At 58.1% G+C, this 25,926-nt stretch carries 10 protein-coding genes; 5 read left to right on the top strand and 5 right to left on the bottom strand.

The annotated features are described in order from the left end of the window. The first annotated feature begins 1 nt into the window (after nt 1). The 5 genes from caiC to L1D43_RS11100 all read left to right on the top strand — a co-directional run bounded on the left by caiC (nt 2) and on the right by L1D43_RS11100 (nt 7,154). Nucleotides 2-1,558, top strand: coding sequence for a crotonobetaine/carnitine-CoA ligase (gene caiC, locus L1D43_RS11120; protein WP_275659137.1), 1,557 nt, complete (start codon nt 2-4; stop codon nt 1,556-1,558). A gap of 57 nt (nt 1,559-1,615) precedes the next feature. Then, nucleotides 1,616-2,401, top strand: a complete 786-nt coding sequence (gene caiD / locus L1D43_RS11115; RefSeq protein ID WP_041509243.1) for a crotonobetainyl-CoA hydratase — start codon at nt 1,616-1,618, stop codon at nt 2,399-2,401. A gap of 152 nt (nt 2,402-2,553) precedes the next feature. Beyond that, a complete protein-coding gene (locus tag L1D43_RS11110; protein WP_239851599.1) occupies nt 2,554-3,516 on the top strand; it encodes an alpha/beta hydrolase in 963 nt (320 codons plus the stop codon). Nucleotides 3,517-3,784: 268 nt separating this feature from the next. Then, nucleotides 3,785-4,696: a LysR substrate-binding domain-containing protein gene (locus L1D43_RS11105; RefSeq protein WP_239851597.1), complete on the top strand. Its 912-nt coding sequence runs from the start codon at nt 3,785-3,787 to the stop codon at nt 4,694-4,696. 103 nt (nt 4,697-4,799) lie between these two features. After that, nucleotides 4,800-7,154 carry a penicillin acylase family protein gene (locus L1D43_RS11100; RefSeq protein WP_239851595.1) on the top strand — a complete coding sequence of 785 codons (2,355 nt, stop codon included), beginning with the start codon at nt 4,800-4,802 and terminating at the stop codon, nt 7,152-7,154. Between the two features lie 133 nt (nt 7,155-7,287). Here the strand turns inward: L1D43_RS11100 and pfaD are convergent, their stop codons facing one another. The 5 genes from pfaD to L1D43_RS11075 all read right to left on the bottom strand — a co-directional run bounded on the left by pfaD (nt 7,288) and on the right by L1D43_RS11075 (nt 25,865). Further along, entirely contained in the window at nt 7,288-8,922 is a 1,635-nt protein-coding gene (gene pfaD / locus L1D43_RS11095) for an eicosapentaenoate synthase subunit PfaD (protein ID WP_239851593.1), read from the bottom strand. A gap of 158 nt (nt 8,923-9,080) precedes the next feature. After that, nucleotides 9,081-15,026: a beta-ketoacyl synthase N-terminal-like domain-containing protein gene (locus L1D43_RS11090; RefSeq protein WP_239851591.1), complete on the bottom strand. Its 5,946-nt coding sequence runs from the start codon at nt 15,024-15,026 to the stop codon at nt 9,081-9,083. After that, nucleotides 15,026-17,161, bottom strand: coding sequence for a PfaB family protein (locus L1D43_RS11085; RefSeq protein ID WP_239851590.1), 2,136 nt, complete (start codon nt 17,159-17,161; stop codon nt 15,026-15,028). Before L1D43_RS11085 ends, L1D43_RS11090 begins: the two co-directional genes overlap by 1 nt. Next, nucleotides 17,158-25,011: a type I polyketide synthase gene (locus L1D43_RS11080; RefSeq protein ID WP_239851589.1), complete on the bottom strand. Its 7,854-nt coding sequence runs from the start codon at nt 25,009-25,011 to the stop codon at nt 17,158-17,160. Before L1D43_RS11080 ends, L1D43_RS11085 begins: the two co-directional genes overlap by 4 nt. After that, nucleotides 25,011-25,865, bottom strand: a complete 855-nt coding sequence (locus L1D43_RS11075; RefSeq protein ID WP_239851588.1) for a transcriptional regulator — start codon at nt 25,863-25,865, stop codon at nt 25,011-25,013. The genes L1D43_RS11080 and L1D43_RS11075 overlap by 1 nt, the downstream gene beginning before the upstream one ends. Between the last annotated feature and the right edge of the window lie 61 nt (nt 25,866-25,926).

The following is a 25,926-nucleotide window of genomic DNA, read 5'->3' as shown; positions in this document are numbered from 1 at the left end:
GATGGATATCGTGGGCAGCAGAACATTAAGGTGCATGTGGCAGGATCGTGCTCAGCAGTACAGTGATAACACGGCATTGATATATGAAGATACTGCCGGCGATATCCGCACCTTTACCTATCAATCTCTGGACGCCCAGATTAACCGGGCGGCCAACCTCTTCCTCAAACAGGGAATAGCCAAGGGCGACAAGGTGGCGGTGCAGCTGTACAACAGCCCGGAGTTTATCTTCTGCTGGTTTGGTCTGGCCAAGATAGGCGCGGTGATCGTGCCTATCAACACCCAATATGTGCAGGGTGAGTGCAGCTACATACTGACCAAGTGTGACGTCACCACCCTGGTGACTGAGCCAAGCTTTCTGCCTATCTATGAGGCGTTGGCGGCTAAGGGTCAAAGGCTTGAGCAGGTCTTTGTCGCTCGCGCTGCGGGAGAGCAGTTTGCTGGGCGGGTGAATTTCGATGATCAGTTAGCACTGCAGGCGCCAACTCTCGACCTGCATGTGCCGCTGGAAAGCGAAGACCCCGCGGAGATCCTCTTTACCTCGGGGACGACCTCTCTACCCAAGGGAGTGGTACTCACTCACTGCAACCTGCAATTTGCCGGGCACTATACCGCCTGGCAGACCCGCTTGACGGCCAAGGACAGGTATCTCTCCATGATGCCCAATTTTCACATCGATTTTCAGTGCAATGCGGCCATGGCGGTGTTTACCGTCGGTGCTTGCCTGGTGATGTTGGAGAAATACAGTGCCCGCCGTTTCTGGAAGCAGATTTGCGACTACCGAGCTACCATCACCCACAGCATGCCTATGATACTGCGCACCCTTATGCTGCAACCCGTGGCCGAGGGGGAAGACCAGCATTGTCTGCGGGATATGTTGTTTTTCATGCATATCTCAGATCAGGAGAAGCTGGATTTCGAGACGCGCTTCAAGGTGACCCTGTTTAACTCCTACGGCATGACAGAGACCCTGGTGGGCTTGATTGGCGACACGCCCGGCGAGCCTCGTCATTGGCCGTCAATAGGACGCCCCGGGCTGGGATATGAAGCCAAGGTGACCGATGAGACGGGGCGGGAGGTGGCTCCTAACCAGGTGGGTGATCTCTGGGTGAAGGGGGTGCCGGGCAGAAGCCTGTTTAAGGAGTATTACCAGGATCCACAGGCGACCCGGGCGGCGCTAGGTGACGATGGTTGGCTGCTCACCGGCGATAAGGCCTACGTGGATGAGCGAGGCCTGTTCTACTTCGTCGATCGCAAGAGCAACATGATCAAGCGTTCGGGCGAGAACATCTCCAGTACAGAGGTGGAGAACGTGCTGATGTCACACCCCGCCATCCAGGATGCCGCCGTCATCGGCATAGCCGATCCGATTCGAGATCAGGCCGTTAAGGCGTTTGTCATCTTCGCCCCAGGCCAGTCACTCACCCTAGAGGAGATCTTGGCGTTTTGTAGCGCCAACATGGCCAAGTTTAAGGTGCCCAGTGTGGTGGAGATCCGCGAGAGCTTTCCCCGCACCTGCACCTGCAAAGTCGATAAGAAGTTGCTCGAGACCCGTTGAGGCCCCGAGCCGTACAAATTTTCCGTTATCACGCGATAACTTCAATGGAGTAGTAACATGAGCGAATCATTACACGTGACCCGTAATGGCAGCATCTTAGAGATCGTTTTAGACCGACCTAAGGCCAATGCCATCGATGCAAAAACCAGTTACGAGATGGGAGAAGTCTTCCTGGCATTTCGTGACGATCCCGAGCTTAGAGTCGCCATCATTACCGGTGCCGGCGCGCGTTTCTTCTCTGCTGGCTGGGATCTCAAGGCGGCGGCAGAAGGTGAGGCGCCAGACGCCGACTTCGGTCCAGGCGGCTTTGCCGGCTTGACCGAACTGTTTGATCTCGACAAGCCGGTTATCGCCGCGGTCAATGGCTATGCCTTCGGTGGCGGTTTCGAGTTGGCCCTGGCGGCGGATCTGATTGTGTGCGCCGACAATGCAAGCTTTGCCCTGCCTGAGGCCAAGCTAGGCATAGTGCCAGACAGCGGCGGCATGCTGCGCCTGCCTAAGTTGCTGCCAGCCCCTATCGTCAACGAGTTGATGATGACGGGCCGCACCATGGACGCTCAGGAGGCATTGCGCTGGGGGGTGGTCAACCGTGTGGTTGAGCAAGAAGCACTGATGGAGACGGCTCGTGAGTTGGCAAACGAGATCAGCCAGAGCGCACCACTTGCCCTGGCGGCCATCAAGGAGATCTATCGTGAGACCGGCGAGCTGTCTGTCGAGCAAGGCTATGCCCATATCCGTGGCGGACAGCTGAAGCACTATCCAAGCGTGCTGCACTCTGAAGATGCGCTGGAAGGCCCTGCGGCCTTTGCCGAGAAACGCGATCCTGTATGGCAGGGTAAGTAAGCCTGCGCGTTAAATCTGGGATGGATGTCGCCTTTAAGGGGACGCCATCCCTGTATCGTTATCGGCAAAATTAAACCAAGTACTCGCCGTTGCTAGGCGACTTTACGTTTAAGCAGTTTGCGTTTAAGCAGTTTGAGTTGAAGGAGTTAGCCATGCCACTCGATCCCGAGGTTGCGCAATTTTTACAAGAGGTTAAAGATTCAGGGGCGCCAGCCTACGAGACGATGACGCCCGCCCAGGCCAGACGTCAGGAGCTGATGGATCTAGCTATCGCCAAGGCCGGTAAAACGCCGGAGGCGGTGGGTGAGGTGATCCACAGCTTTATTCCCGGCCCGACGGCGGATCTGCCCGTGCGTATCTATCGCCCCTTGGGTGTCGAGGCGCCCGAAGCCGGCGCGCCAGCCTTAATCTTCATCCACGGCAGTGGCTGGGTGGTGTCTAACATAGAGACCAATGATCACTTTAGCCGCGCCCTGGCCAATCGCACCGGTGCCGTGGTGATCGCGGTAAATTATCAAAAGGCTCCCGAGCATAAGTTTCCGATCCCGATGGACGATTGCTACAGCGCGACCCTTTGGGTGTTTGAGCAGGCCAAGGCCTTGGGGCTGGATCCTAAGCGTATCGGCATCATGGGCGACAGCGCCGGTGGCAATCTGGCCGCCGCGGTGACCCTGCGTCTGCGCGACGAGATGGGGCCATCGCTGGCCTGCCAGGTGTTAGTCTATCCTGCGGTGCAGTATGGGTGGTCGACACAATCGGCCAAGACTCATGGCACCGGCTACCTGCTACAGCAAGAGAGCATGAAATACTACTGGCACCACTATATTCGTAGCGCCGCCGATGGTAAGCATCCTTATTGCTCCCCCTTAGATGCCGCCAGCCACAGCTGTCTGCCACCGGCATTCATCTATACCGCAGAGTATGACCCCCTGTGTGATGATGGCTTTAACTATGCCCAAAAGTTAAGACTGGCCGGGGTGCCCGTGACCTACAAGATGTACGAAGGAACCATCCACGGTTTTATCAAGATGTTACAGCGCTTCACCCAGGCGCAATTATTTCTCGATGAGCTGAGCGAGGCGGTCAGGCCCTTGCTTGCGCCTCAAGGGGAGTAACGGGCTCCTTCGTTTAGGGCGTTAGCCGTGGCTATCGCCCTCATCTGGTCAGCGATTGCGCCGCAGGATCTGCTGCGCAAACATACTCAGATACAGCTTTGTGGTCGATATCACTATTCAGCGATTGTTAATTGGTGATCTTAGTCTGATTACTGCAATTAAGCAGTAATTTAACCTGTTGTTAACTTAGATATTGTGCGCGGCGTTACATCTTTTCTCAGGATCCCTTGTTAGCATTTTGATTCGGTTTCCGCTTTGCTAAAGAGTCATGAATAATAATATTCCGCTAAGAGCGCTGCAGATATTTGAGGCGTGTGCCAGATTAGAAAGTTGTTCCCTTGCGGCGAACGAGTTGTGCATTACCCAGAGCGCGGTATCACAGCAGATAAAGCAGCTGGAAGACTACTTCTTAGAGAAGTTATTTTACCGGCAAAGCGGTAAGATCAATCTCACCGAGGCGGGAATAGAACTCAGAGAGCGTCTGGCGCCTGTGTTCTACGATCTCAATAGCGTCTGCTCGAGCCTGGTACAGAATATGACGGGCGAGGTCAGGGTGCACTCCTACACCTCGCTGGCGGCCAGATGGCTGGTGCCTAAGATGGAGCAGCTCAGGCAGATTTACCCCGAACTCGACATCAATGTCGGCATGTTTCAAAACGATATCGAGATGAGCGATATGATTGCCGACATCTTCATCGTGACGCGGGAATTTCAGGATGGTTATACCATCATTCCCCTGGTCACCGAGAAGCTGGTGGCCTTTTGTAGTCCGCAATATTACGCTCAGTCGAACGGCATAAGCGTCGATACCCTAGATCAACACTGCCTGCTCTATTCGAAACACAAGGATTATGGTGTCGACTGGGATACCTGGTTTAGAAACAATGAGCTAGCCATCAGTCCCAATCAGCGAAAGATCATCTTCAATCACAACATGTTGGCGGTGCAGGCCGCCATCTATGGTCAGGGGATCGTTTTGGGGCTGGAGCAGACCCTCAAGGTTGAGCTGGATTCGGGCAACCTGGTGAAACTGGATCTGCCGACCTGTCTCTCGGGCCTGACCTACTATATCGCCTATAAGACATCGAAGAAGCGCGACGCCCGTATCATGCGTATCGTCGATTGGATCATCGACAACTATCCTGGTGATCATCCGGGGGAGCGTATCCTGGCGCGTTAACGCCCCTTTCCTTGAGGCCTGCAAAACAATATCTTTTGGGTGCTTAACAAGTAAGCAACTTTTGTTATGATGAGTTTCCATTGACTTATCACTTGCTTATCTCATGTTAAGACACCTGAAATTGCTATTGCTCCTCCTCTTGTCACTGCTGTTTTTGCTGGTGGTCGGCGTCTATGTCGGCCTCAATCTCAGCCTGCCCAAGCTCTCTGGCGAGGTGAGCACAAATCAGATCTCGGCCAAGACCCTGATAGGGCGCGATCGCCTAGGCACAGCGGTGATCCATGCCGAGAATCGCCAGGATGCGGCCTTCGCCTTAGGCTTTGCCCATGGCCAGGACAGGTTCTTTCAGATGGATCTACTCAGGCGCAACTCGGCCGGTGAGTTGGCCGAGCTGTTCGGCAAGCCTGCGGTAAAACTCGATGAGTCGCGCCGCTTTCATCAGCTGCGAAAACGCGCCGAGCAGATCTATCGCCATCTGCCCACGGCCCAGCAGCAGTTGTTGCAGCGCTACGCCGATGGCGTCAATAAGGCGCTGGCCGAGCAGTCGCTGCCGTCGTTCGAATACCTGCTGACGCGCGCCGAGCTTCAGCCCTGGCGACCTGCCGACAGCCTGCTGGTGATCTACACTATGTATCTGGATCTACAAGGCAATACCCTAAAGCGGGATCTGACGCTGGAGCAGATAGAGCGGCGTTTTGGCCCCCAGATGCGCACTTTTATCACCCAGGCCTCAAATTATCAGGCGGCGTTGGATAACAGCCTGTTTCCCTCCGATCCGCCGGAAATCCCCCAACTAAACCTAAGCTCAAACCTGAGCCTAAATCTAAGTCTAAGTCTAAGTCATAGCGATACCCTGGCTCGGCGCCTCGCCGTCAGTATAGAGGAGCCCATTGAAGTGGGCAGCAACAACTGGGCGGTCACCGGCAAGATGACCCGCACAGGCAGCGCCATGCTGTCCGATGATATGCACCTCTCCTTCGCCGTCCCCATCATCTGGTATCGTGCCCAGCTTAACTATCCCGACGCCAAGGGCGAGGCGGTACAGGTAACCGGCGTGTCCCTGCCCGGCGCTCCGGCTATCGTGGTCGGTAGCAACGGCAAGCTGGCCTGGGGCTTTACCAACGCCTATATCGATACCGCCGACTGGGTGGCGCTTAGCGACGACGAGCCTCTGACCATAGAGCATGAGACCATCAAGTTGCCAAAGGGAGAGCAGGACTACCCGCTGACCCTGTCGCGCTTCGGCCCCGTGCGCCAGCTTGACGGCCAGGCCTATGCGCTGTCCTGGGTGGCCCATCAGGACTATGCGGTCAACATGGAGTTGATGGCACTCGAGCAGATGAGCAGTGCGGCCGAGGCGATGGCCAAGGCGAGCGGTTTTGGTATTCCGGTGCAGAATCTGATGCTGGCGGACGACAAGGGCCATGCGGCCTGGCAGCTGGCCGGCGCCGTCCCGGCCAGAAAGCAGGTGAGTGATGTCGCCCTGAGTGGCGAGCAGCTTGAATGGGGAAAATGGCAGCAGCGTGAGGCGGGGTTGCCCTCGCGTCAGGACCCACCGGGCGGCCGCTTGTGGAGCGCCAATGCCAGGGTGATGTCGACTCAGGAGGCGCAGCGTTATGGTGATGGCGGTTATGCCCTGGGAGCCAGGAGCGCGCAGATCAGAGACAGGCTACTGGAACAGGAGCTGTTTGATGAGGGCGACTTCTATCGCATTCAGCTGGATAACCAGGCGCGCTTCTATCGTCCTTGGCACACCTATCTGCTTGCGGCCTTAATGAAGGAGCCCAAGCGCTTTGCCAAGGATATAGTGCAGCTCAGAGACTGGCAGGAATGTGCCTGCGCCGAATCGGTGGGCTTCACCCTGGTGAAGGCGTTTCGCACTCAACTGCTGGACAGCGCCTTCGCGCCTATCGAAACCGAGCTGGCCAAGTCGCAGCTGAGCCTGTCGGTACTCAAGCGATATCTGGAGCCCGCCATCTGGCAATTGCTTAAGCAGCAGCCCACAGATTGGCTACCCCAGGAGCTTACTAGTTGGGATGCGCTGGTGATCGCCAGCTATGTGAAGGCCCGCGACGAGCTACTGGCAAAATACAGTGATGATGGTGAGCTCAGTGAGCTCAACTGGGGGAAGGTGAATACCCTGGCGATACAGCATCCCTTCAGTCGTCAGATTCCGCAGCTGAGTCGCTGGCTGGATATGCCTAAGGTGGCGGGTTTTGGCGACACCTTCATGCCTGCGGTGCAGCGACCTAGCTTTGGCGCCTCGCAGCGTTTCATCGTGCAGCCTGGCTATGAGGAGAGGGCGATCATGGCGATTCCTGGCGGTCAGTCGGGTCATCCTCTGTCTAAATATTATCGCGCCGGATTTGGCGAATATGCCCGGGGCGTGCCGACCCCGCTGCTACCCGGCGAGATAGAGGCCAGGCTGACCTTAGTGCCGAATCAGATGCCGCATTAGCCGTAGGATAGAGGCCGTAAAAATAAGTCGCCGTAATATATGTCGGCGCAGGAATAAGTCATCGTGAGATAAACAAAAGCCACCCTAGGGTGGCTTCTGTTTTTGCCAGTTAAGGCCAGGTTTTCGACTGAGTCTAGATCAGCGGCGCCTGGGGTCTGTAGCGCAGCAGTTCTCCAGGCAGCTTAACGCCCTGGGCATTGATGGCGTTAACCCTCGCCAGATAGGCGGCGCCATACATCAGGTGTTTGGCCAAGTCGACCGCGTGACGCTTGCTGTAGTCGTCCAGGTAGCTGCCCTTGGCCCACTGGTTGAAGGCGCCCAGCGCGGGACCTGCCCAGATCTGATAGTCCATCTCACGCCCCGGCTCGCCGGTGTTTGACCAACGGCTCGACAGCCCCAGATACCAGCGGAAGATCAGCGCCATCTTACGCTTGGGATTGCCCTCGGCGCGCTCAATCTGCTTGGGATCGCGCTCGTTAAAGTGGGCGACAGTGCCGGCCCAGATCTCATCAAGGCTGGCGCGAAACACCTGCTTCTCCAGCTTGTCGCGCTCATCGACAGGGATCGCCTCAATCGAGTCGTAGCGGCTGTAGATCTCATACAGCTTGTTGGCGCGCATGGGGAATAGGGTGCCGCGTTTGACCACCTGCAGCTTGACGCCCATCTCAAACATATCCGCTGCCGGTGCCATGGTGACATCTGCCATCTCCGTGGTGGCCAGCAGCTTGCGGGTGTGCTCGCTGGCACCCGCCTCGACACAGGCCTGGTTGATGGAGCCTGTCACTATGTAGGCGGCGCCCATGTTGAAGGCCGCCAGGGCCGCATCTGGGGTGCCTACACCGCCACCGCAACCGACCCGCAGAGGCGTGGCGTATTGGTACTTGGCCTGGATCTCCTCCTTAAGCGCCAGGATAGTGGGCAGCAGGGTGACCAGAGGACGGTTATCCGTGTGGCCGCCCGAGTCCGCCTCGGCGGTGATGTCGTCGGCCATAGGTACCAGCTGTGCCATCTCCATCTGATCATGGGTGATCAGTCCCTCGTCCACCAACTTCTGCAGCATCTTGACGGGAGCCGGCTGCATAAACTTCTCGGCGACCTCGGTGCGGCTCACCTTGGCGATCACCTTGTTGCCTATGATGATGTGGCCGTTGGCGTCGCGGCTCAGGCCGGCGGCGCGATAGTAGACGATCTGCGGCGTCAGTCCCAGGAAGGCCGAGGCCTCGACGGTGCGCACCTTATGCTTGAGGAAGAGCTCGACGCTGCCGCGCTCTAGGGCAGGCTCGCTCGGGCTGTGGATCAGGTTGAACATATAGGGGCCGTTTGGCAGCGCTGCTTGGATGCGTGCGATCGCCTGTTCAACTCGGCTAGGGATGAGTCCTGCGGCGCCGAAGGAGCAGAGGATCCCCGCCTTACCCAGGGCGATCACTAGCTCTTCCGATGAGATGCCATTGGCCATGGCGCCGGCATAGTAGGCGTACTTGACGCCGTGCACCCGGCGAAAGTTACTGTCGCCCAGGCTCTCTGTGCCCAGGGCCGGGGTGAAGGCGCTCACCGGGTGGCCCGTAGCCTGTGCCCTGGTGTCATTATTGGTCATCAGGCTCGCCTCGGCGGCGATGCCCACGCCCAGATCGCTGTCGTTGACCAGGTAGCAGGCGCGGCTGAAATCCTTCAGCTGGGCGGCCATGGTGGCGGTGTCGAAGCTTACCTTGCTGTCGCTCACCTGCCAGGGCCAGGGAGAGAGCTGCTCGTTTGCAGTAGTCGGATTCATCTAATAAAAGACCTTTTTCGTCTTGGGCCGATGGCAGCGCCATGCACCTTTCATCTGGCATGGTGCGCTCGCATCGACCGATTTTCTTATGATGCTTGCTTAGAGTGAGCGCCGAGCCCGAGGTTGTGGCTCGGCATTCCCTCAATTTATTTCGCGATTTACGCTTCTTCGATGCAGATGGCGATGTCGCTGACCTCGTAGATCCTCAGGCCATCCTTGCTCAGGCTGGCATTGCCGGTTATCACCAGCTTACCTGCGTCTTCCTTGATCGAGGTGATGCTCACATCCATCGACATCTGCTTGTTGAGCGGGTTGATCTGACCGCGATACTTCCACTTGATGTTGGAAAGGATCTGGCCAAATTTCGGGTTACTAAACCCGGCGCCCAAGTCTTTGCTGATGGCATAAGTCTGCATGGTTTCTATGATGGCTTCAACGCCTAATGAGCCCGGCATCACAGGATCCTGATGGAAGTGGAACTGGAAGAACCAGTCGCTGGGATCTATGGTGCGCTCGGCGTAGAGGTAGCCCAGGCCGTGGCTGCCGCCGTTATCGACAATCTCGACGCTGTCGATAAAGTTCAGCTGACCGCCCGCCAGACGGTAGTGGGGCTGACCTGCAGGGGCGTTAAAGTGGCGCCCGCCTTTGTCCAGCAGGTTGACCCTGATGTCTGGCGCTATCCCCTTGGCCTGATGCCAGGGCTGCGTCGTCTTGCCGTTATCCAGCCCCAGTTGATCTTTAAGCGCCTCGGCCTTGAAGTAACCGAACACCGCTGTGCCACGATAGAAGGGCTCGCCATCTGTGCTGAGTTCGAAGCTGAAGCTCTGAATGATATTGGTCCCCGCCATCACGGTGGAGAGCAGACGCGAGTCGTTAACAATCGTCTTGCCGCGCAGATCCACCTGACGCAGCAGCTCGCCGCTGCCATCTAGGTTGCGGAAGAACAGCTCGAGGCCCGGGAAGCCTAGGGTTGTGCCCATGTAACCTGAGATGAAGCCATTTGGCTGCAGGGCGATCTCCATCATCACTGAGTAGGGCATCAGTGCCTGATGGTTGTTGGCATCGAAATACCAGGCATCTTGAGGCACCTCATACTCGGCGATACAGCTGGCAGGGCGCTTAAAGTCGCCGCGCTGACCATTGACCTCTATGACCCGTGTGGTGAGCTGTAGATCGCCGCAAGGCGTACGCGGCGGGATCATGCCACGATAGATGGCAAACTCTGGGCCGAAGCACTTCTCGATGTCGCCGGTGGCGAACTCGAATAAGTGATAGGGGGTAAAAGGCACAGTGTCGGGCACCCGGTTCGGATAATCCGGGATGAGCGGGGCCTCGACATGAGTCAGCGGGATCACCCCCTTGTTAGGCTCGGCGTTGAGATCGGGGATCTGAGCCATCAGCGGGGCATTAGTCATTAGCGGTGCATTGGCTGATGCACCTTGAGCGCTGGTCGCCTGTGCGCTGCTTGTGTCGCTGCTTTCCTGTTCAGGATAGCGGGTACACTCAGATTCCTCTTTGATCATCACCCCCAGATTTTGGAAGTCGACCACCACCTTGCCATTTAGCAAGATATCGATATTCGCCTTGGCGTAAGGGCGCGGACTGAAGCCTATCTCTGTGACCTCCATGCGGTAGGTGAGACGGGCCGATTGCGGGATCACCTGGCCGCGACAACGCACCTTCTGCGAGGCGTTTTCCAGTGGCTGGAAGCGACCGTTTTGCGTCTGGGTGTGCATGCCAAGGTGCAGCATGTAGAACTGCAGCAGCTGGCCACAGCCCTCGGCCATCAGCGAGCCGGCCATCACCTGATCGTCCTTGAAGTGGCAAGGGAAATACCAGTGGTTTGGCTCTAGCTGCTTATGGCCTTCTACCAGACCCAGTCCCCAGGCGCCGCCGCTGCGCTCAACTTTGCTGACCTCTTCGATCATCAAGAACTTCTCCGAGGCGAAGCAGAGCGAAGGCTGTGCGAGGCCTGCATGTGAGGGGCCGAAACAGCCTTGGATATCGGCCGACAGCAACTTGTGGATGTCGCCATAGCTGAATTGGGTGCGCGGGCAATCCAGGAGTGGATTAAAGGTCTGCTTGGTGGCGCGACTGCGGGCCAGCAGCTCCTCTTCGGTGCGGATCACCCCTTTACCGTCAGCCAGCTCGGCGTCGGTGAAGAAACCGGCGCAGCCGCCATCCATCTTGAGGATCATGGTATCGCCGACGAAACACTCGTAGGAGAAGAAGAATAGCAGGGTGTCGCCGTTGCGGGCGAAGTTGTTGATCTTTATCTCATATCTCAGGGTATCACCGCCGCGGGGCAGATCCCCTAAGAAGGTGAGAGTACAGTCCAGCAGGCGGTAGACACGCTCGCCCTTGTTCTCGAGATCTATGCCCAGGTAGCTGATCAACATGAGGTCACACTGCCCCGACTCGACCGCGACCGCCCAGGGGATCTGGCCGTCCACCAGATAAGGGGCATCGACGGGGATGTCGTACTCTGTGGTCATGGTGCTGGGCTTATATTCGCCCAGCTTGGCGTCCAGCTTGGTCACCCTGGATACCAGCAGATAGTCAGTGGTCGGCAGGCGCACCCGGCGAGAATAGCCGTCGATCGCCGCATACTCTGGGCCAAATACCTTGGCGATATCCCCCTCGGCGTATTCCACCAGATCATGATAATCCCAGATGCAGGGCTTATGCTCGGGGACGGGGGCGCGGTAAGGGGCGACCAGATGATGCCTCGGCTGTAATGGTGTCGTTGCTGCTGACTGCAGCGTCTGCTGCGGTGCCGATTGCGGTGCCGATTGTGGAGTTGATTGTGGCGTGATTAGCTGCGTCGAGGCTTGCGCCTGGGCCGTCAGAGGGGCTGCGCTGTGACCCTGCGCTTGGGCCAGTTGCTGTTTGAGCAGGCTATCGGCCAGTTTCAGCCCGCTTTCCCGGCTCTTGAGGTAGGCGAGGTGGGCCTGACGCGCCAGTTGCTGGTTTTGCTCTTGATATAGAGCGGCTTGATGCTGAAGCTGTGAAAAAGCGCCGTTATCGCTTGCGCTAGCTTGAAGACTTGGCGCTTGAGCTGTTTTTGGACTCATAGTGTGTGACATACCTGCTGCACCTAAATTTGCGGGTGCATATTGTGATTCGTTAGCGGTAGAGGCGGCGTTACTCTCGCCTAGGTAGCTGATCAATTTTTGCGGCGGCTGATGCCGAGATGGCTTCCCTGTTAAGCCCCCGGCGCCTTGCAACAGGCCGTTTTGCAGCTGTGCCTGTATCTCGGCCTGCTGACTCAGGGGCGACCCTATGATGTGCTCCACCAGATCCCGCCCGCCCAGGCTGACCCGTTTTATCAGGCGGCGATCAGGTTGCGGCAGCGGCTGGACCAGACGCTCGGTCAGGGCGCTTGCCTGGGCCTGATTCTGGCTAAGCTGGATAAGAGCGGCCTGATCTTCGCTGCAAGTGACCGAAATGGCCTGACGCACATTCTCATGGGCCATGGTCAGCACCGTGGTGATAAGGCTGTTCATGCCGGCGGCGGCAAAGCTGTGACCGAGTCGACGACTGCTTGCTACCTGTTTGGCCGTGGGGAGCGGCAGCATGGCCATTAGCTGTTGTTCGCCGTATTGGCTGCCAGGCGCGACGTTGAGATCGGTGAGGCCGACCTGTTCGGCCGTGGTGCCGCTTTTGTTTTGCGCTCTGATGCTCTGGCTCAGGAGCTGATCGCCAAGGCGGGCGAGTTGGCGCTGGGCGCCAAAATGCAGGCCGGTTAGCTGGCCATAGGCCTTGGCGCCACGAGCGTCTTGGCTCGCCTGGGTTTCCAGCACCAGGGCGCCGGCACCCTCGGCCAGTCGCCAGCCTTCGGGGTTGGCCGGGCTGGCGACGGGGGCGATGGCATTTTTCAGTATCACCTGCTCCAAGCTGCCACAGAGATCCACCGCGGCGATCACCACGGCATCGAGCTGTTCATGTTGCATCATGTTTTCGGCGACATCTATGGCCCGGGCGACAGATTGCTCACCCGCCGAGATGGTAAAGGCCGGGCCGCTGAAGTCCCACAGGGCGGCTATGCGCGAAGCCATGATGTTACCGATGAAGCTGGTGTACTGGTTGAGCTTGGCGGCGTCGAGGACGCTGTCCATGGTGAGGGCCTCGAGCTCGCGATATTGCGCCTCGCTCAGGGTAGCGCCCATGGCTTCCAGACTCTGCTTGAGCTGGGTGTGCAGGTTGACCCGGCCGCGGAACTGATGCAGCTCCAGTTCAGTCTCCATGGCGACCAGGACGGCGACCTTCTGTCCGGCTTGCAGCCCGGCGTCGCAAATGGCCTCGTCGGTCACCTTCATCAGCATCAGCTGTTGGCCGATGAGGCGATCATCCTCGTTGGGGGGCAGCTTAAAACGCAGGAAATCCAGCTCGAAGCTGTCGACGTAGGCGCCCTGGGGAACATGGTTCAGGCCAAATTGGGCCAGTAGTTCAGGATGTTGATCCAGCCCCTTCCAGCGTCTTGCAGGCAGAGAGATGGCGGGATCGCGGCCTGTTTTGAGGCAGGCATCCATGGCCTGAATGTCGGTAAGAGGGCCGAAGTGGGCGGCGAGGCCGCTGATCATCAGCTCGGGCCGAGTGGGCGCGGTTTCTGTACTTGCTTCTCGATTCGCTAGGGGCTGTTGCGGCGCGGACTTGGCGGCTGAGTCGGCCGCCTGCTCATAGGATTCCAGCAAGAGGTGGGCGTTACAGCCGCCGAAACCAAATACAGATACCCCGGCCAGGCGAGCTGTATTCTCGACCTTAACCGGCCAGGGGGTGACCTCCCTTGGCAGGGTGTGGCTGCCAAACAGGCCGTTTGGTGAGGCGATCGCCTCGCTAAGGTTGATGCTTGGCGGCAGCTCGCCCTGATTCATGGCGAAGATCATCTTCATGATCCCCGGCATACCGGCGGCGGTCAGCAGGTGGCCCAGGTTAGACTTGGCAGAGCCTATAAGCGGCGGCACTGCACCCTCTAGCTGGGGCGCGAAGAACTGCTCCATGGAGGCCAGTTCTACCTTGTCCCCCAGCGGGGTGCCTGTGGCGTGACACTCGATCACCTCTATCTGCTTGGGGGCTAAACCACTTTGGCGATAGGCGCGCTCGAAGGCCTTGACCTGGCCCTTGCTGTTGGGGCTGAGCACAAACTGCCCCTTGCCGTCGTTCGACAGGCCTATGCCCGCAATGACTGCATAGATCTTATCGCCATCGCGCTCGGCATCTTCCAGGCGTTTCAGTGCCAGTACACCGGCGCCTTCCCCCGCAAACAGCCCCTTGGTGTTGCTATCGAAGGGGGCGGAGAAACCATGATCCGGATAGGCGTGGAAGATGGAGAAGCCCATGTTGATGAAGAAGGGATCTGCGCCGGACACCGCGCCTGCCAACATGAGATCCGCCTTACCGCTGCTGAGATAATCGCAGGCCAGCTTGAGGGAGTAGACAGAGCTGGCGCAGGCGGCGTCCAGGCTCAGGGAGACCCGGCCCAGCCCAAGGGCATCGGCCACTAGCTTAGAGGCGTTGTGGGCGATGGCGCCATTGGCACAGTCCAGGGTGTGGTTGCCCTGATGCGCCTTGAAGGGGCTTAGGTGAAAGTTTGGGCAGGCCAGCTTCTGCTTAAGCGCTTTCTCTACCGCCTTATGATAGAGGGGCAGAAACAGCTCGTTCGACTTGGCCATCGGGAAAGAGAGGGTGCCCATGATGATGCCGGTGCGCGACAGCAGGGGCGAGTCCAGCTCGATACCCGCATCGAGCAGGGCATTGCGGCTGGTGTCCAGGGCCCACAAGAGGCTGTCGTCCAGCCCTTGGAGCTGCTCGGGGGGCAGCTGGTAGCCGTAGGCATTGAAATGGAAATCCTGAATATAGCCGCCCTTGTCGCAGTAGAAGCGATCGGCCTCGCCCTGCTCGCCGCGATAATCGTCCAGGCGGGCGCCGAGCTTCTCGTCGCTTAATTGTGAGCGAGAGTCGCGTTTGTCGAGCAGGTTTTGCCAAAACTGCTTAGGGGTCTTGGCGTCCGGATAGAGGTTTGCCAGACCCACGATGGCAATCTTGCCATGACCTCGGGTCTTGCTTGGCGCTTGTTTGGCAGAAGGCGCTTCATTTGAAGGCATTAGACTTCCTCTTGAAATAGGGTATTGGCGAGCGGGGGCTCACCTTGAGCGCTGCGCTGTTGCAGCTTAGCCAGTTCACGCTTGATTCCCAGTTGCAGCACAGTGAGGCTGACGGGAACTCTGTGGCTGATCAGTGTGCCCAAGGCTTTGAGCAGGGTGATCACCTCGTTTGCGCCGCGGGCATTGACCGGCACGCTGACGTGGGGTGTCTCGCTGGCTTTTAGAATTTTATCTATCAGGGTGCAGTTTTGTCTGTCGGCACCGATCTCGACAAATAGCGCTGCGCCCTGATGGGTTGCGCTCTGGATGAGCGACTCAAAATCGAGGCGATGGCAGAAGGTCTTGGCTATCGAGGTCGCGATAGCTTCGGCACTCAGGGCCTGAGTCTCGTTGACGGCGCCATCTTGGCCATCGATGAGGCTGGCGGCGCTGATAAATTTGACCGGATGCTCGGCGGCTTCGGCCATGAGAGCCTGATGATAGAAGGCCTGCACCTGCGACTGCAGGCTTAAGGCCGGTGGCGTATGCATTGCAGTCACTCGATTGGCGGCTATGCCACGCTTACCCAGTTCCTGTAACAGGGCCTGGCAACTGGCCTGACAGCCAGCGATCACACAGGTATCCCCCTGGGTGATGGCAAGATAGGCTCTGGGGTAACGCTCCAGCAAAGGCTGAATATCATCGCCTTGGCATCGCACCAGAAAACTGTTCCATTCGAGAGGGTCCTTGTCTGACAGTTGCCAGTGACGACGAACCGCCTTGAGCGGACCTGAGATCTCCTCGGTAAACAGGGGATCGCTCAGGGTCTTATCGATCAAGCTATGGGGATCTTGCCACACATCCAGGCTTGCCCACATGGCGGCTTCACCCATGGAGTAACCCAGGGCAAAGTGAGGCTGCACTGCAAATTCATCCACCAAGAGCTTGGTCATCAGGTAGCTGGCGCCCACACCGGCAATGGCCATCTTGCTTAGAGGCATCTGCTGAGTGTCGGCTTTATCTTCTTGATAGATCATATCGGCCTGCAGCATCGCCTTGAGATTTCCTTGCTGCTGCAAGCGGCTAAACAGGGCCGGAAAGTAGCTGTGCAGCTCATGCAGCATATCTGGGTAGATGGTGCCAACGCCGGGATAAACGAAGGCCAGCTTGGTCTGACCCAGCGGCGCGGCGCTGAAATAGCTACCCGATGGCGTACGGTATTCCCCTTTCTCCTTACAGACCTTGGCCAGCGCCTGGCTCATGGCGGTGATCTCCTGCCCAAGCGCCTCGATACTTATGGCCTGTAAACAGATCACAAAACGTGTCGGGCCGCTGGTGACAAAGGCATCAAGATTTTGCTGCATCAGCTCAATGATCGCCATCTCGCGCGCTAAGGGCTCAGTCTGTGATAAGGCGAGCTTATCCAAGGCCGCCGCCAGGGCCCAGAGACCTTGGTTGAGCGCGGCTTCACTGCTACCGGGTAACAGAAAGAACAGCTGGCTGGCCGACAGTAGCGAACGCGCCTTGAGCCGGCCTGTGCCCTGTGTCAGCACCATGGCCAGATGAGTTTGCGCTTTCCCTTGCTGAGGCTGGGTATTCTCCAGGGTAAGCGTCGCCACTCGTCCCTGATAGGGCTCGGTAAACCAGTAGTGACGCCGGCTCTCTGAACGCCTAATGGTTCGCTGTGCAATATCAGCGATCAGACGACACAAGGCGTTGAAGCCCTTGTTCATGTCATCGATATGCGCTCTGCACTGAACACTATCTGGTTGGCGTTTGGCCTGTGCCAGCGCGCCTTGCAGTGCACTGCTCTGGCTTTGACCATATTGCAGCGCCGCCAGATGGGCATGAGGGTGCAGCTTGTGCTGCGCCGCCTTGAGAGATGGCATCAGCAGCAAAGTTTGCTGGGCGCCTTGCAGGCAAACCAGATCGCCTGTGGCGACCCAGCTCACTGCCTGCTCTAGCGTCTGAGCCAGCTTATTCTCAGTAAGCTCAGTCTCAGTTTGGTCAACTTGCAGCTCTCGAACGGGTTGATTGGCTAAGGTATCGGGCAAGGTGGCATCTTTTGGCAACAGCAAGAGGGCTACCCGCAGTGGGGTAGCGCCTTCGCTGTTAGCGTTAGCATTGCTTACCTTTTGGCCAAACTCCTGAGTCACTGCGTCGCCTCCTCGTTGGCCGTTTCACCGCGCGCGCCGTGTGGCACGAAGGCAGCATTGAGGGTTGAGCTGATGGTGATCCTGGCCCCTTTCATCAGGGCGCTCAGGCGGCCATCTTGATGATAAAGCGCCACATCGGCCGTCAGGCTTCTGCGATTGCTCTTGACCACATTCAGCTCTATATAGCCGGTTTCGCCGCCGTGCATCGGCTGCACACTGATGAACTCGTCGATGGCCGATGGCAAACTGGCCGCCCCATAGCTGAGCCTTGCCCAGACCAACATGGCTTGGAGCAAGAGATCTTCGGCAAAAGGCTGACAGCCTGCGCTGCTTAGGCTAGGTACAAACTCGCCGCAGTCGGCTTCGCGCACCTGGGGCAGGCTAACAGAGGCGATAAGCCTCTGCTCATCGAACTTCACTACCTTATCCAATCCCTGCAGTCTTGGCCCATGAAACAGGGTGCCGTCACTGTAGAGCGTGCTGGCATCGGTGACCGCCTCGCCATTGTACTGCCCTTCGAAGGCCTTGATTGGCGCCGAGCTGTCCTCGCTATCCATCAAACAAAGGCTCGCCTGGTACTGCGGCCGTCCCTCGCAGCTTATTAAGGTCTGAATGGCCGTCAGGCTATCGCCCTTATATTCAGGGGTTAGCGTAAGCACTAAGGATTGCGGCGCTTCGGTGTCGAAAATAATGCCTTTGAGCAGCTTATAGCTGCGCACCTTTACCGGGGCGCCAATGTGCGCCCGAGCGGCTTCACGCATCCATTGGATAGCACAAACCGTCGGTAATACGGGGTTACCGCCGATCACATGGTCCGAGACAAAGGCCATGGTCGCGGGCGTTAACTGGCGCGTTAAGGTGACAGGCGGCAGCGGATGCTGTGCGACGTGCACCTCATCCGCATCAGGCTTTTTTACAGTGCTTGCCTCATCTGCTTGGTCGCGCGTCTGCGTATTGCCCTGCATGTCATTACCGATCAGCAGCTGTGCGCCACTTAGGCTTAGCAGCTTGGTGGCAAACAGCTCGGCACCCGCCTGCAGTGGGATCACATAGACGCCGCGATCGACAAACATCTTCTTCAGCGCGGGATTGACCATGCCGCCATCCCAGGGGCCCCAGTTAAAGCTCATCACCTTGGTCTGCTCGTTTAGCTGAGTCAGTTGCAGTGCCGCCTTGTTGAGGATCTCGTTGGCCATGGCGTAGTCGCTCTGACCTGTGTTGCCGTAGAAACCCGCCGCCGAGGAGAAGAGTGCCACCAATTTAAGCTGGGCGGGATCGATCACGCTCAGCAGCGCCTTAAGCCCGGCCACCTTAGTGCCGTAGACTCGCGCAAGCTCATCTAAGGTTTTGTCTTGTATGTGTTTATCGGCCAGTACGCCCGCACCATGGATGAGTCCTGTAATTGGCGTTAGCTGATTGATGGCGCCGAGGGCCTGCTCGATCGCCTCGGCCTTGCTGACATCCATCGCCAGATATTCCGCCGAGGCACCCACCGCCTCGAAGGCGTTGAGGGCGGCCTGGATCTCAAGGCTGCTCTTTACCGGCCAGATGAGGGCGTCGACCTGCTTAGGCGTTGGCTTGTCACCGCTGGCGACTAGATGAGCGATAGCGGCCTGCTTAAGTTCGCCGATAGTCTTGCCCTGGGCCCATTCTGGTAGATCCTTCGCGCTAACATGTTCGCTGCGACCTGCGAGGATAAAGTGCGACTGGCAACGCTTGGCCAGTGCCAGGGCACATTCGAAGGTCACCCCTTTTGCACCCCCGGTCACCAGTATTTTATCTGAGCTATCTAGCTGGGATTCTGCGGTTTTTATCGCCGCTTCACCCGGCTGTAGCCTATGACGGCACAGTTTGCCGCCGGCATCGATACTGATACCGACCTCGTTGAGACCGCTGTCGCTGTCCATGAGCTCCGCGAGCAGGGCATCGCCCAGCTGCGCCGCGCTCATCTCTGGCGCTAAGTCCAACGCGCGGCAGAAGATGCCTGGCCACTCATGACTCAGAGTCTTGGTGAGACCCGAAAGCGCGGCCTGATTGAGTTCGCTCTTGGCCAGTTGCTTAGCATCCAGGTAGCCGAAGCCGCCGTCGATACGGCTGACGGTGACAAAGCAGCGACGACCTAGCTGGGTGCTCAATGGCGCCTGCAGATGCTTGGCCCAGAGGAACGCCGAGCTCAGGTGGTTAAAGCCTGCGTCGGTCAGTTGTAGCCCTGAGACAGCGTTGGCCTCCTGCTGAGGCTGCAGGTGTACAAAACCTGCAATGTTACCGTGGTTTGCACTAATTTCTTCTATAGCCTGCACCACATCTTGCTCAGCCAGTCCTTCTGGCTGCCAGCTGGCGATGGCGCTGCTCAGCGGTGACTGAGGCTGACCTTCTGGCAGGCGCACAACCACGACCTTGAGCCCCTGGTTACTGAGTTTCTCGGCCAGTACCCCGGCGTTGTGACCATCGTCTTGGATCACCAGGGTAGCATTGGCGGCGAAACCCTCGGCATTAGGCTTCGCCGCTTCAAGCTTTTTTAGCGCTACCTCGCTGTGAGGTGGCAACTCGACCAGCGGCTCGGCGGAGATGGCTTGCACCTGGGTAACCGAGACACTCTGCTCCTGGTTGCCCGTCGTTTCTGCCAAAGCGCCCGCGGCGGTTTGTTGAACATGAGTGCCTGCGGCGGGCAGCTTGCTATTCATGTAAGCGACGATTTCACCCAGGGTGCGACACTCGGCCAGATCTTCCGGGTTGAGATCCGGGAGTCCCGGTAGCTCGTCTTGCACTGTGCCTAAGATCTCGACCCGTTTAATTGAGTCGATACCAAGGTCGGCTTCCATATCCATCTCGAGGGCCAGCATCTCAGTTGGGTAACCTGTCTTGTCGGCGACCACGGCCAGCATGGTCTGCTGCACCTGTGTTGATGACAGGCTATCAGTCGCATCAGAGCTTTGAACCTCTGGGCTGACTGTAGCGCCTGCGGCGGGCAGCTTGCCAGCCATATATGCGACGATCTCACCAAGGGTGCGACACTCGGCCAGATCTTCCGGGCTGAGCTCGGGCAGGCTCGGCAGTTCATCTTGAACCGTGCCTAAGATCTCCACCCGCTTGATAGAGTCGATGCCAAGATCGGCCTCCATATCCATCTCAAGCGACAGCATCTCAGTTGGGTAACCTGTCTTATCAGCTACCACGCTCAGCATGGTTTCTTGGACTTGTGCCGAAGACAAGCCAGCGGCGGCTTGCTGAATAGGTGCACCTGCTGTCGGCTGTTGGTTGGTCATAGCGCCTGCGGCTTGCTGAACATGAGCGCCTGCGGTGGCTTGTTGAATATGAGCACCAGCGGCTGGCAGCTTGCTGTTCATATAGCTAACAATTTCCCCCAGGGTGCGGCACTCGGCCAGATCTTCCGGGCTGAGTTCGGGCAGGCCTGGCAGCTCATCTTGCACAGTGCCTAAGATTTCCACCCGCTTGATGGAATCGATGCCGAGGTCGGCTTCCATGTCCATCTCCAGCGACAGCATCTCGGTGGGGTAGCCCGTCTTGTCGGCCACAACTGTGAGCATGGTCTCTTGGACTTGTGTCGATGACAAGCCTGTGGCGGCTTGTTGAATAGGTGCACCTGCGGCTGGCTGTTGGTTGTTCATAGCGCCTGCGGCCGGCAGCTTGCCTGCCATATAAGCAACGATCTCACCCAGGGTGTGGCACTCGGCCAGATCTTCCGGGCTGAGGTCAGGCAGTCCTGGCAGCTCGTCCTGCACTGTGCCTAAGATCTCTACGCGCTTGATGGAATCGATGCCGAGATCGGCCTCCATATCCATCTCAAGGGCCAGCATCTCAGTTGGGTAGCCTGTCTTGTCGGCCACAACTGTGAGCATGGTCTCTTGGACTTGTGTCGAAGATAAACTGCTAGTAGCTGTGTTTTGAACCTCTGGGGTAGCAACAGCGCCTGTGGCGACTTCTGAAATGAGAGTGCCTGCGGTTGGCAGTTTGCTTTCCATATACGCCACGATCTCACCCAGGGTGCGGCACTCGGCCAGATCTTCCGGGCTCAGCTCAGGCAGAGCCGGTAGCTCATCCTGAACCGTGCCTAAGATCTCTACGCGCTTGATGGAATCGATGCCTAGGTCGGCTTCCATGTCCATCTCAAGCGACAGCATCTCTGTGGGATAACCTGTCTTGTCGGCGACCACCTCAAGCATGGTCTTCTGAATCTCGTCTGCACTCGATTTTGCAGCAGTGCTTGGGGTCGCAGGCACAGGCGCCTGAACCTCTGCGGTATGAACTGGTGCTGCTACGACAGGAGTCTGAGGCGCCTGTTGCACTTGCTGCATCACTGGTGCCGATGCCGCTACAGGAGCGCTCTGGACGGCGGGGACTTCTGCTGGCAGAGATTGAGGCTGAATAACAGGCGTCACTAGCGGCGCGGCTTGCACTGTAGGCGTTAGCGGTTGACCGCCTTGTCCCATCAGTTGCAGGGCGCTCTGATTGCTCTGGGCCTGCATCTCGAGGAATTGCGTATGGCTCTGTAGCGTCTGCGCCTGATGTTGGTGGAACTGCTCCATGGCGCGCTGCAGGCTCTCAGGGATCGCGACCCCGGCGGCGGCCATCTGTGCCTGCGCCGTCATCAGCTGAGTGACTGTCTCACCATACTGCTGAGGTATGGTCAGGAACTGTTGATGCAGCTGAGCCGTCTGTTGCTGGGCGGCGAACAGTGCCGTCAGGGCATCATCGCCAGCGATTGTCTGTAACGTCTGGATGGCAGGTGTATTGATGACTGAGCCATGAGAGTCATTGGCCTGTGGCGCTTGGGCTGCGGGGATCGATTTTTCCACTATCTTCTCTACTTCTACAAATTTTTCGACGACTTTTTCGACTTCGACCAGTTTTTCAACTTCCACTATCTTCTCTTGCACTCGGGTCTGTGGCGTGATGGTGCCCGTGTTAAGGGATTTTTCCATCTTTGCCAGGGTCGCCGGGCTGATGTAGTTGGTCGCGTTGAGCGTGATATTCATGGGTGAGACAGGCTCGGCCTGGGCCGGTTCGGCTTGGTACGGGTCTATCTCATCCAGTGCGATGCCACAGACGGCAAGCTGCATGGCGCCTTGGCGAAGTTGCAGGTCGCTATCGCCCTTAGGGTTCGGGTTGAGGCTGATGGTACACAGGGTATCTAGCTTGTCGCTAAGGGTGTTCTCCACCAGTTTCTGTAGAATGTTCTTCGGGCCGAACTCGACGAAGACGCGCGCACCATCGGCGTACATGGCCTCTAACTGCTCGCTAAAGCGAACCGATTGCAGCATATGCTGCTTAAACTCGCTCTTGATGGTCTTGGCGACATTGGCGTAGCGAGCGCCGCTGGCGTTGGCATACACAGGCAGCGCCGGTTTGGCAAACTTCACCTTGTCGATCGCCTCGGCAAACGGTGCCTGGGCGTGGCCCACCAATGGCGTATGGAAGGCGCCGGATACCGGCAGGGCAATCGCCTTGAAGCCGAGCTCGCTTAGGGCCTTGGCCGCTTGGATTGTGGCATCTGTCGGCCCGGCGATCACCAGCTGGGTCGGCGCGTTGTAGTTGGCGACCTTGACGCCGTCGAAGGTTTCAAGGGTAGCTTCCAGTCGAGTCAGATCCTCGGCGGTTTTGGTGATGATGGCATACATGGTACCGCGATCGGCACCCTCGGCACACTCGGCACTTGGGCTGGCCATGGCATCGCCACGGGCAAATGTCAGCTGGTAGTAGTCTTCGAGGCCTATTACCCCGGCGGCGCACAGGGCGCTGAGTTCACCAAAGCTGTGGCCTGCCAGCATATCGGGCGTGAAGCCGGCTTGCTTGAGCAGGGTGTATTGTCCCATGGAGATGGCGCCGATGGCGCTCTGGGCATTAGCGGTATTGGTCAGTAGTGCCTCTTGTGCCTTGCGCTCCTCTGTCGTGAAGACTGGCACCGGGTACACCAGTTGTGACAAGGGCGTCTTATCCTGGCTGGCAAACACCTTGTCGGCCATTACAAATTGCTCGCGCATCTCGGGGAAGTGGCAGGCAAGCTCACGGCCCATGTTGAGGTATTGGGCGCCTTGTCCGGCAAACAGCGCGGCCACTTTAGGGTTAGCCAGGCTGGCGCTGCGATAGTGCAGGCCGCCAGGCAGCGACCAGTATGCCTCATCGCCCGCTTCCAGGCGGCTTAGCGCCTGATTAAGCTGGGTCTTGAGGCTGTCTGTGTCGTTAGCCACTAGGCCAAGACGCGGGGCATTGGCGTCAAGCGCGCGCAGCGGATGTTGAGCGGCCAGGGCGTCGAGGGATTGTTTATCTGCGTCTGCAACGAGCTGCCTGATGGTGGCGATAAGCCCCGTCTTGTCGGCGGCGCTCAGTAGCAGGCTTTGAGGCACGGCGCGCTGACGGAAACGTGTGTGCTCACCCAGATCCCTGCCGTGGTCACTCTGATATTCCTCGAGCACGAAGTGGAAGTTGGTGCCGCCAAAACCGAAGGAGCTGATCCCGGCGCGGCGCGGGGTGCCGTCGGGGCGTGGCAGCCAGGGACGCGTCTCGGTATTGAGGTAGAAAGGCGAGTTGGCGATATCCAGCTTGGGATTGGGCTGGTCCACATTGATGGTCGGCGGTAGCACCTTGTGGTGTAGCGCCAGCGCCGCCTTGATAAGCCCGGCGGTGCCAGCGGTCGACTTGGTATGGCCAATTTGCGATTTCACCGAGCCCAGGGCGATATGCTGGGTCGTCTCGCAGCCTTCGCTAAAGACAGACTTGAGACCGTTAAACTCGGCCACATCACCGGCGGCCGTGCCTGTGCCGTGGGCCTCCATCAGTCCCAGGGTGTGGGGGGCAAATCCGGCGTCATCGTAGGCGCGCTTGAGCGCCTTGGCCTGGCCTTCTGGGCGCGGCGCATAGATAGACTTAAACTTACCGTCAGATGAGGCGCCTATGCCCTTGATCACCGAATAGATGCGATCGCCATCGCGCTCGGCATCTTCGAGGCGCTTCAGTGCCACCATGCCTATGCCTTCGCCTATCATCATCCCCTTGGAGTCGATATCGAAGGGCTGCACCGTCTCGTTGGTGGTAAAGGCTGGCGTCTTGGAGAAGCTCATGTACATGGAGGGGGAGTTGTCGGTACAGACGCCACCTGTGATCATCATCTCGGCGCGGCCGTCCACCAGTTCACTCAGGGCCATGCGCATGGCTGCTAGCGAGCCGGCGCAGGCGGCGTCGACGACGCAGTTCATGCCGCCTAAGTCGAAACGGTTGGCGATACGTCCGGCGATCACATTGCCCAGAGAGCCGGGGAAGGAGTTCTCTTCCCAGTGGACATATTGGTCCTGAAACTTCTTGATCAGCATCTCACTGTCGGCGTCGCTGATACCGCTGTGCTTGAACACCTTCTTGAGCACAGGATATTGCAGCCTGGCGTTGAGACTGTGGCTGATCTTCTGACCGCCGCCTACGCCCAGGGTGATGCCAATCTTGTTTCTGTCGTAGTCGCTCGGAAGCTTGGCATCGGCGAGCACCTCTTTAGCGACGATGAGTGACAACAGCTGTGAGGTGTCGGTCAGCTCTAGGATGTTGGGCGGCAGGCCAAACTCCATCGGGTTGAAGTTGACCTCGGGCATGAAACCGCCTCGTTTGCAGTAGCTCTTGTCCGGCGCGCTTTTGTTGCTGTCGTAGTAATCGTCGACCTGCCAATGGGTGTCTGGCACCTCAGTAATGGCGTCAATCTTGTCGCAGATCAGATCCCAAAATTTGTTGAGATAACGTGAGTTGGCAAAGATGCTCGCCATGCCAACGATGGCAATGGGCATATCTTTCAGACGCTTGTTGAGGCGCTGATCGCTTGACGTCTTTGATGTTTCGGTCTGGCTCATTATGAGTCTCCGCTTGCTACCTGATGCTCAGGTGTCTGTATGTCAGCGCCGGGTGTTAGCTGTGCCATGGTGGCACCTGGGAAGCGCTGTAAGAAAGTGTGATAGTTGCGTACCAAAAGCTTACGCAGATGAAACGGCCCCTGGCGAAGCAGATGGGTGATGTATCGCTTGGTGGCCTGGGTATTGCCGTCTTGATAGATATCTAAGTAGATCCAGTCGCTGTGGGGATCTATGCCCAAAAGTACCGAGCTTGGCTCGGCGTCCGCCAGTTGTGGCGGCAGGGTGAGCGAGGCCACCTGCAGCACTGTGTCGCCGTCGGCCTGTGGCAGCGCCAGGGTATGGGCCAGGGTCTCTGGATTTAAGGTATAGGTGACAATATCGCTGCCTTGGGCGATGGGCAGCTGGTTGAAGTAATGATCCGGCACCTCGGGACGCTCGATGTTGTGGATGCGCGATACCCCGTAGCGCTTGAGGCAGCGGGCGAGGCCGGAGCGGGACACGTTTGGGTTAATAAATTCCTGAGTCACCTTGAGCAGCCTGTCCAGGGGCATCTTGAGCTGATAGCGCAGCCCAACCACCACATATTCCTGCATCGGGGTCAGGGTGGTGTTGAGGTGGTGAGGGGTGTTGGGCGTGTCATTTATCGAGTCGCGTCGACGCCATTTGCGCACCGTGGCCTCGCTGATGTTGAGCACCTTAGCCAGCCGGCTCACCGGCAGATCCGACTCCTGGATAAACTGGCGCATCTCAGGGGTGGTGGTGGCATTCTTGTGCCTATATTCACTGGCGCTGAATTTTCGCGCCCCGTTTTGCGAGTCTTTGCGCTGCGTCTTGTGGTGAGGCTTCTCGAGCATACTGGTTAGGGCGTTCCATCAATAATCTATTGGGACAAGCGCTGTGGCGGTTTGCTGCTAG

The organism is Shewanella sp. Isolate8, from assembly GCF_022398495.1.
Classification (GTDB): Bacteria; Pseudomonadota; Gammaproteobacteria; order Enterobacterales; family Shewanellaceae; genus Shewanella; species Shewanella aquimarina.
Note: the sequence above shows the minus strand (reverse complement) of the source record. Positions and strands in the feature narration are given on the sequence as shown.

What these genes read in the sequence shown, in the direction of transcription:
- caiC (WP_275659137.1), top strand. Translation starts at nt 2, where the DNA reads ATGGATATCGTGGGCAGCAGAACATTAAGGTGCATGTGGCAGGATCGT.
- caiD (WP_041509243.1), top strand. Translation starts at nt 1,616, where the DNA reads ATGAGCGAATCATTACACGTGACCCGTAATGGCAGCATCTTAGAGATC.
- L1D43_RS11110 (WP_239851599.1), top strand. Translation starts at nt 2,554, where the DNA reads ATGCCACTCGATCCCGAGGTTGCGCAATTTTTACAAGAGGTTAAAGAT.
- L1D43_RS11105 (WP_239851597.1), top strand. Translation starts at nt 3,785, where the DNA reads ATGAATAATAATATTCCGCTAAGAGCGCTGCAGATATTTGAGGCGTGT.
- L1D43_RS11100 (WP_239851595.1), top strand. Translation starts at nt 4,800, where the DNA reads ATGTTAAGACACCTGAAATTGCTATTGCTCCTCCTCTTGTCACTGCTG.
- pfaD (WP_239851593.1), bottom strand. Translation starts at nt 8,922, where the DNA reads ATGAATCCGACTACTGCAAACGAGCAGCTCTCTCCCTGGCCCTGGCAG.
- L1D43_RS11090 (WP_239851591.1), bottom strand. Translation starts at nt 15,026, where the DNA reads ATGCCTTCAAATGAAGCGCCTTCTGCCAAACAAGCGCCAAGCAAGACC.
- L1D43_RS11080 (WP_239851589.1), bottom strand. Translation starts at nt 25,011, where the DNA reads ATGAGCCAGACCGAAACATCAAAGACGTCAAGCGATCAGCGCCTCAAC.
- L1D43_RS11075 (WP_239851588.1), bottom strand. Translation starts at nt 25,865, where the DNA reads ATGCTCGAGAAGCCTCACCACAAGACGCAGCGCAAAGACTCGCAAAAC.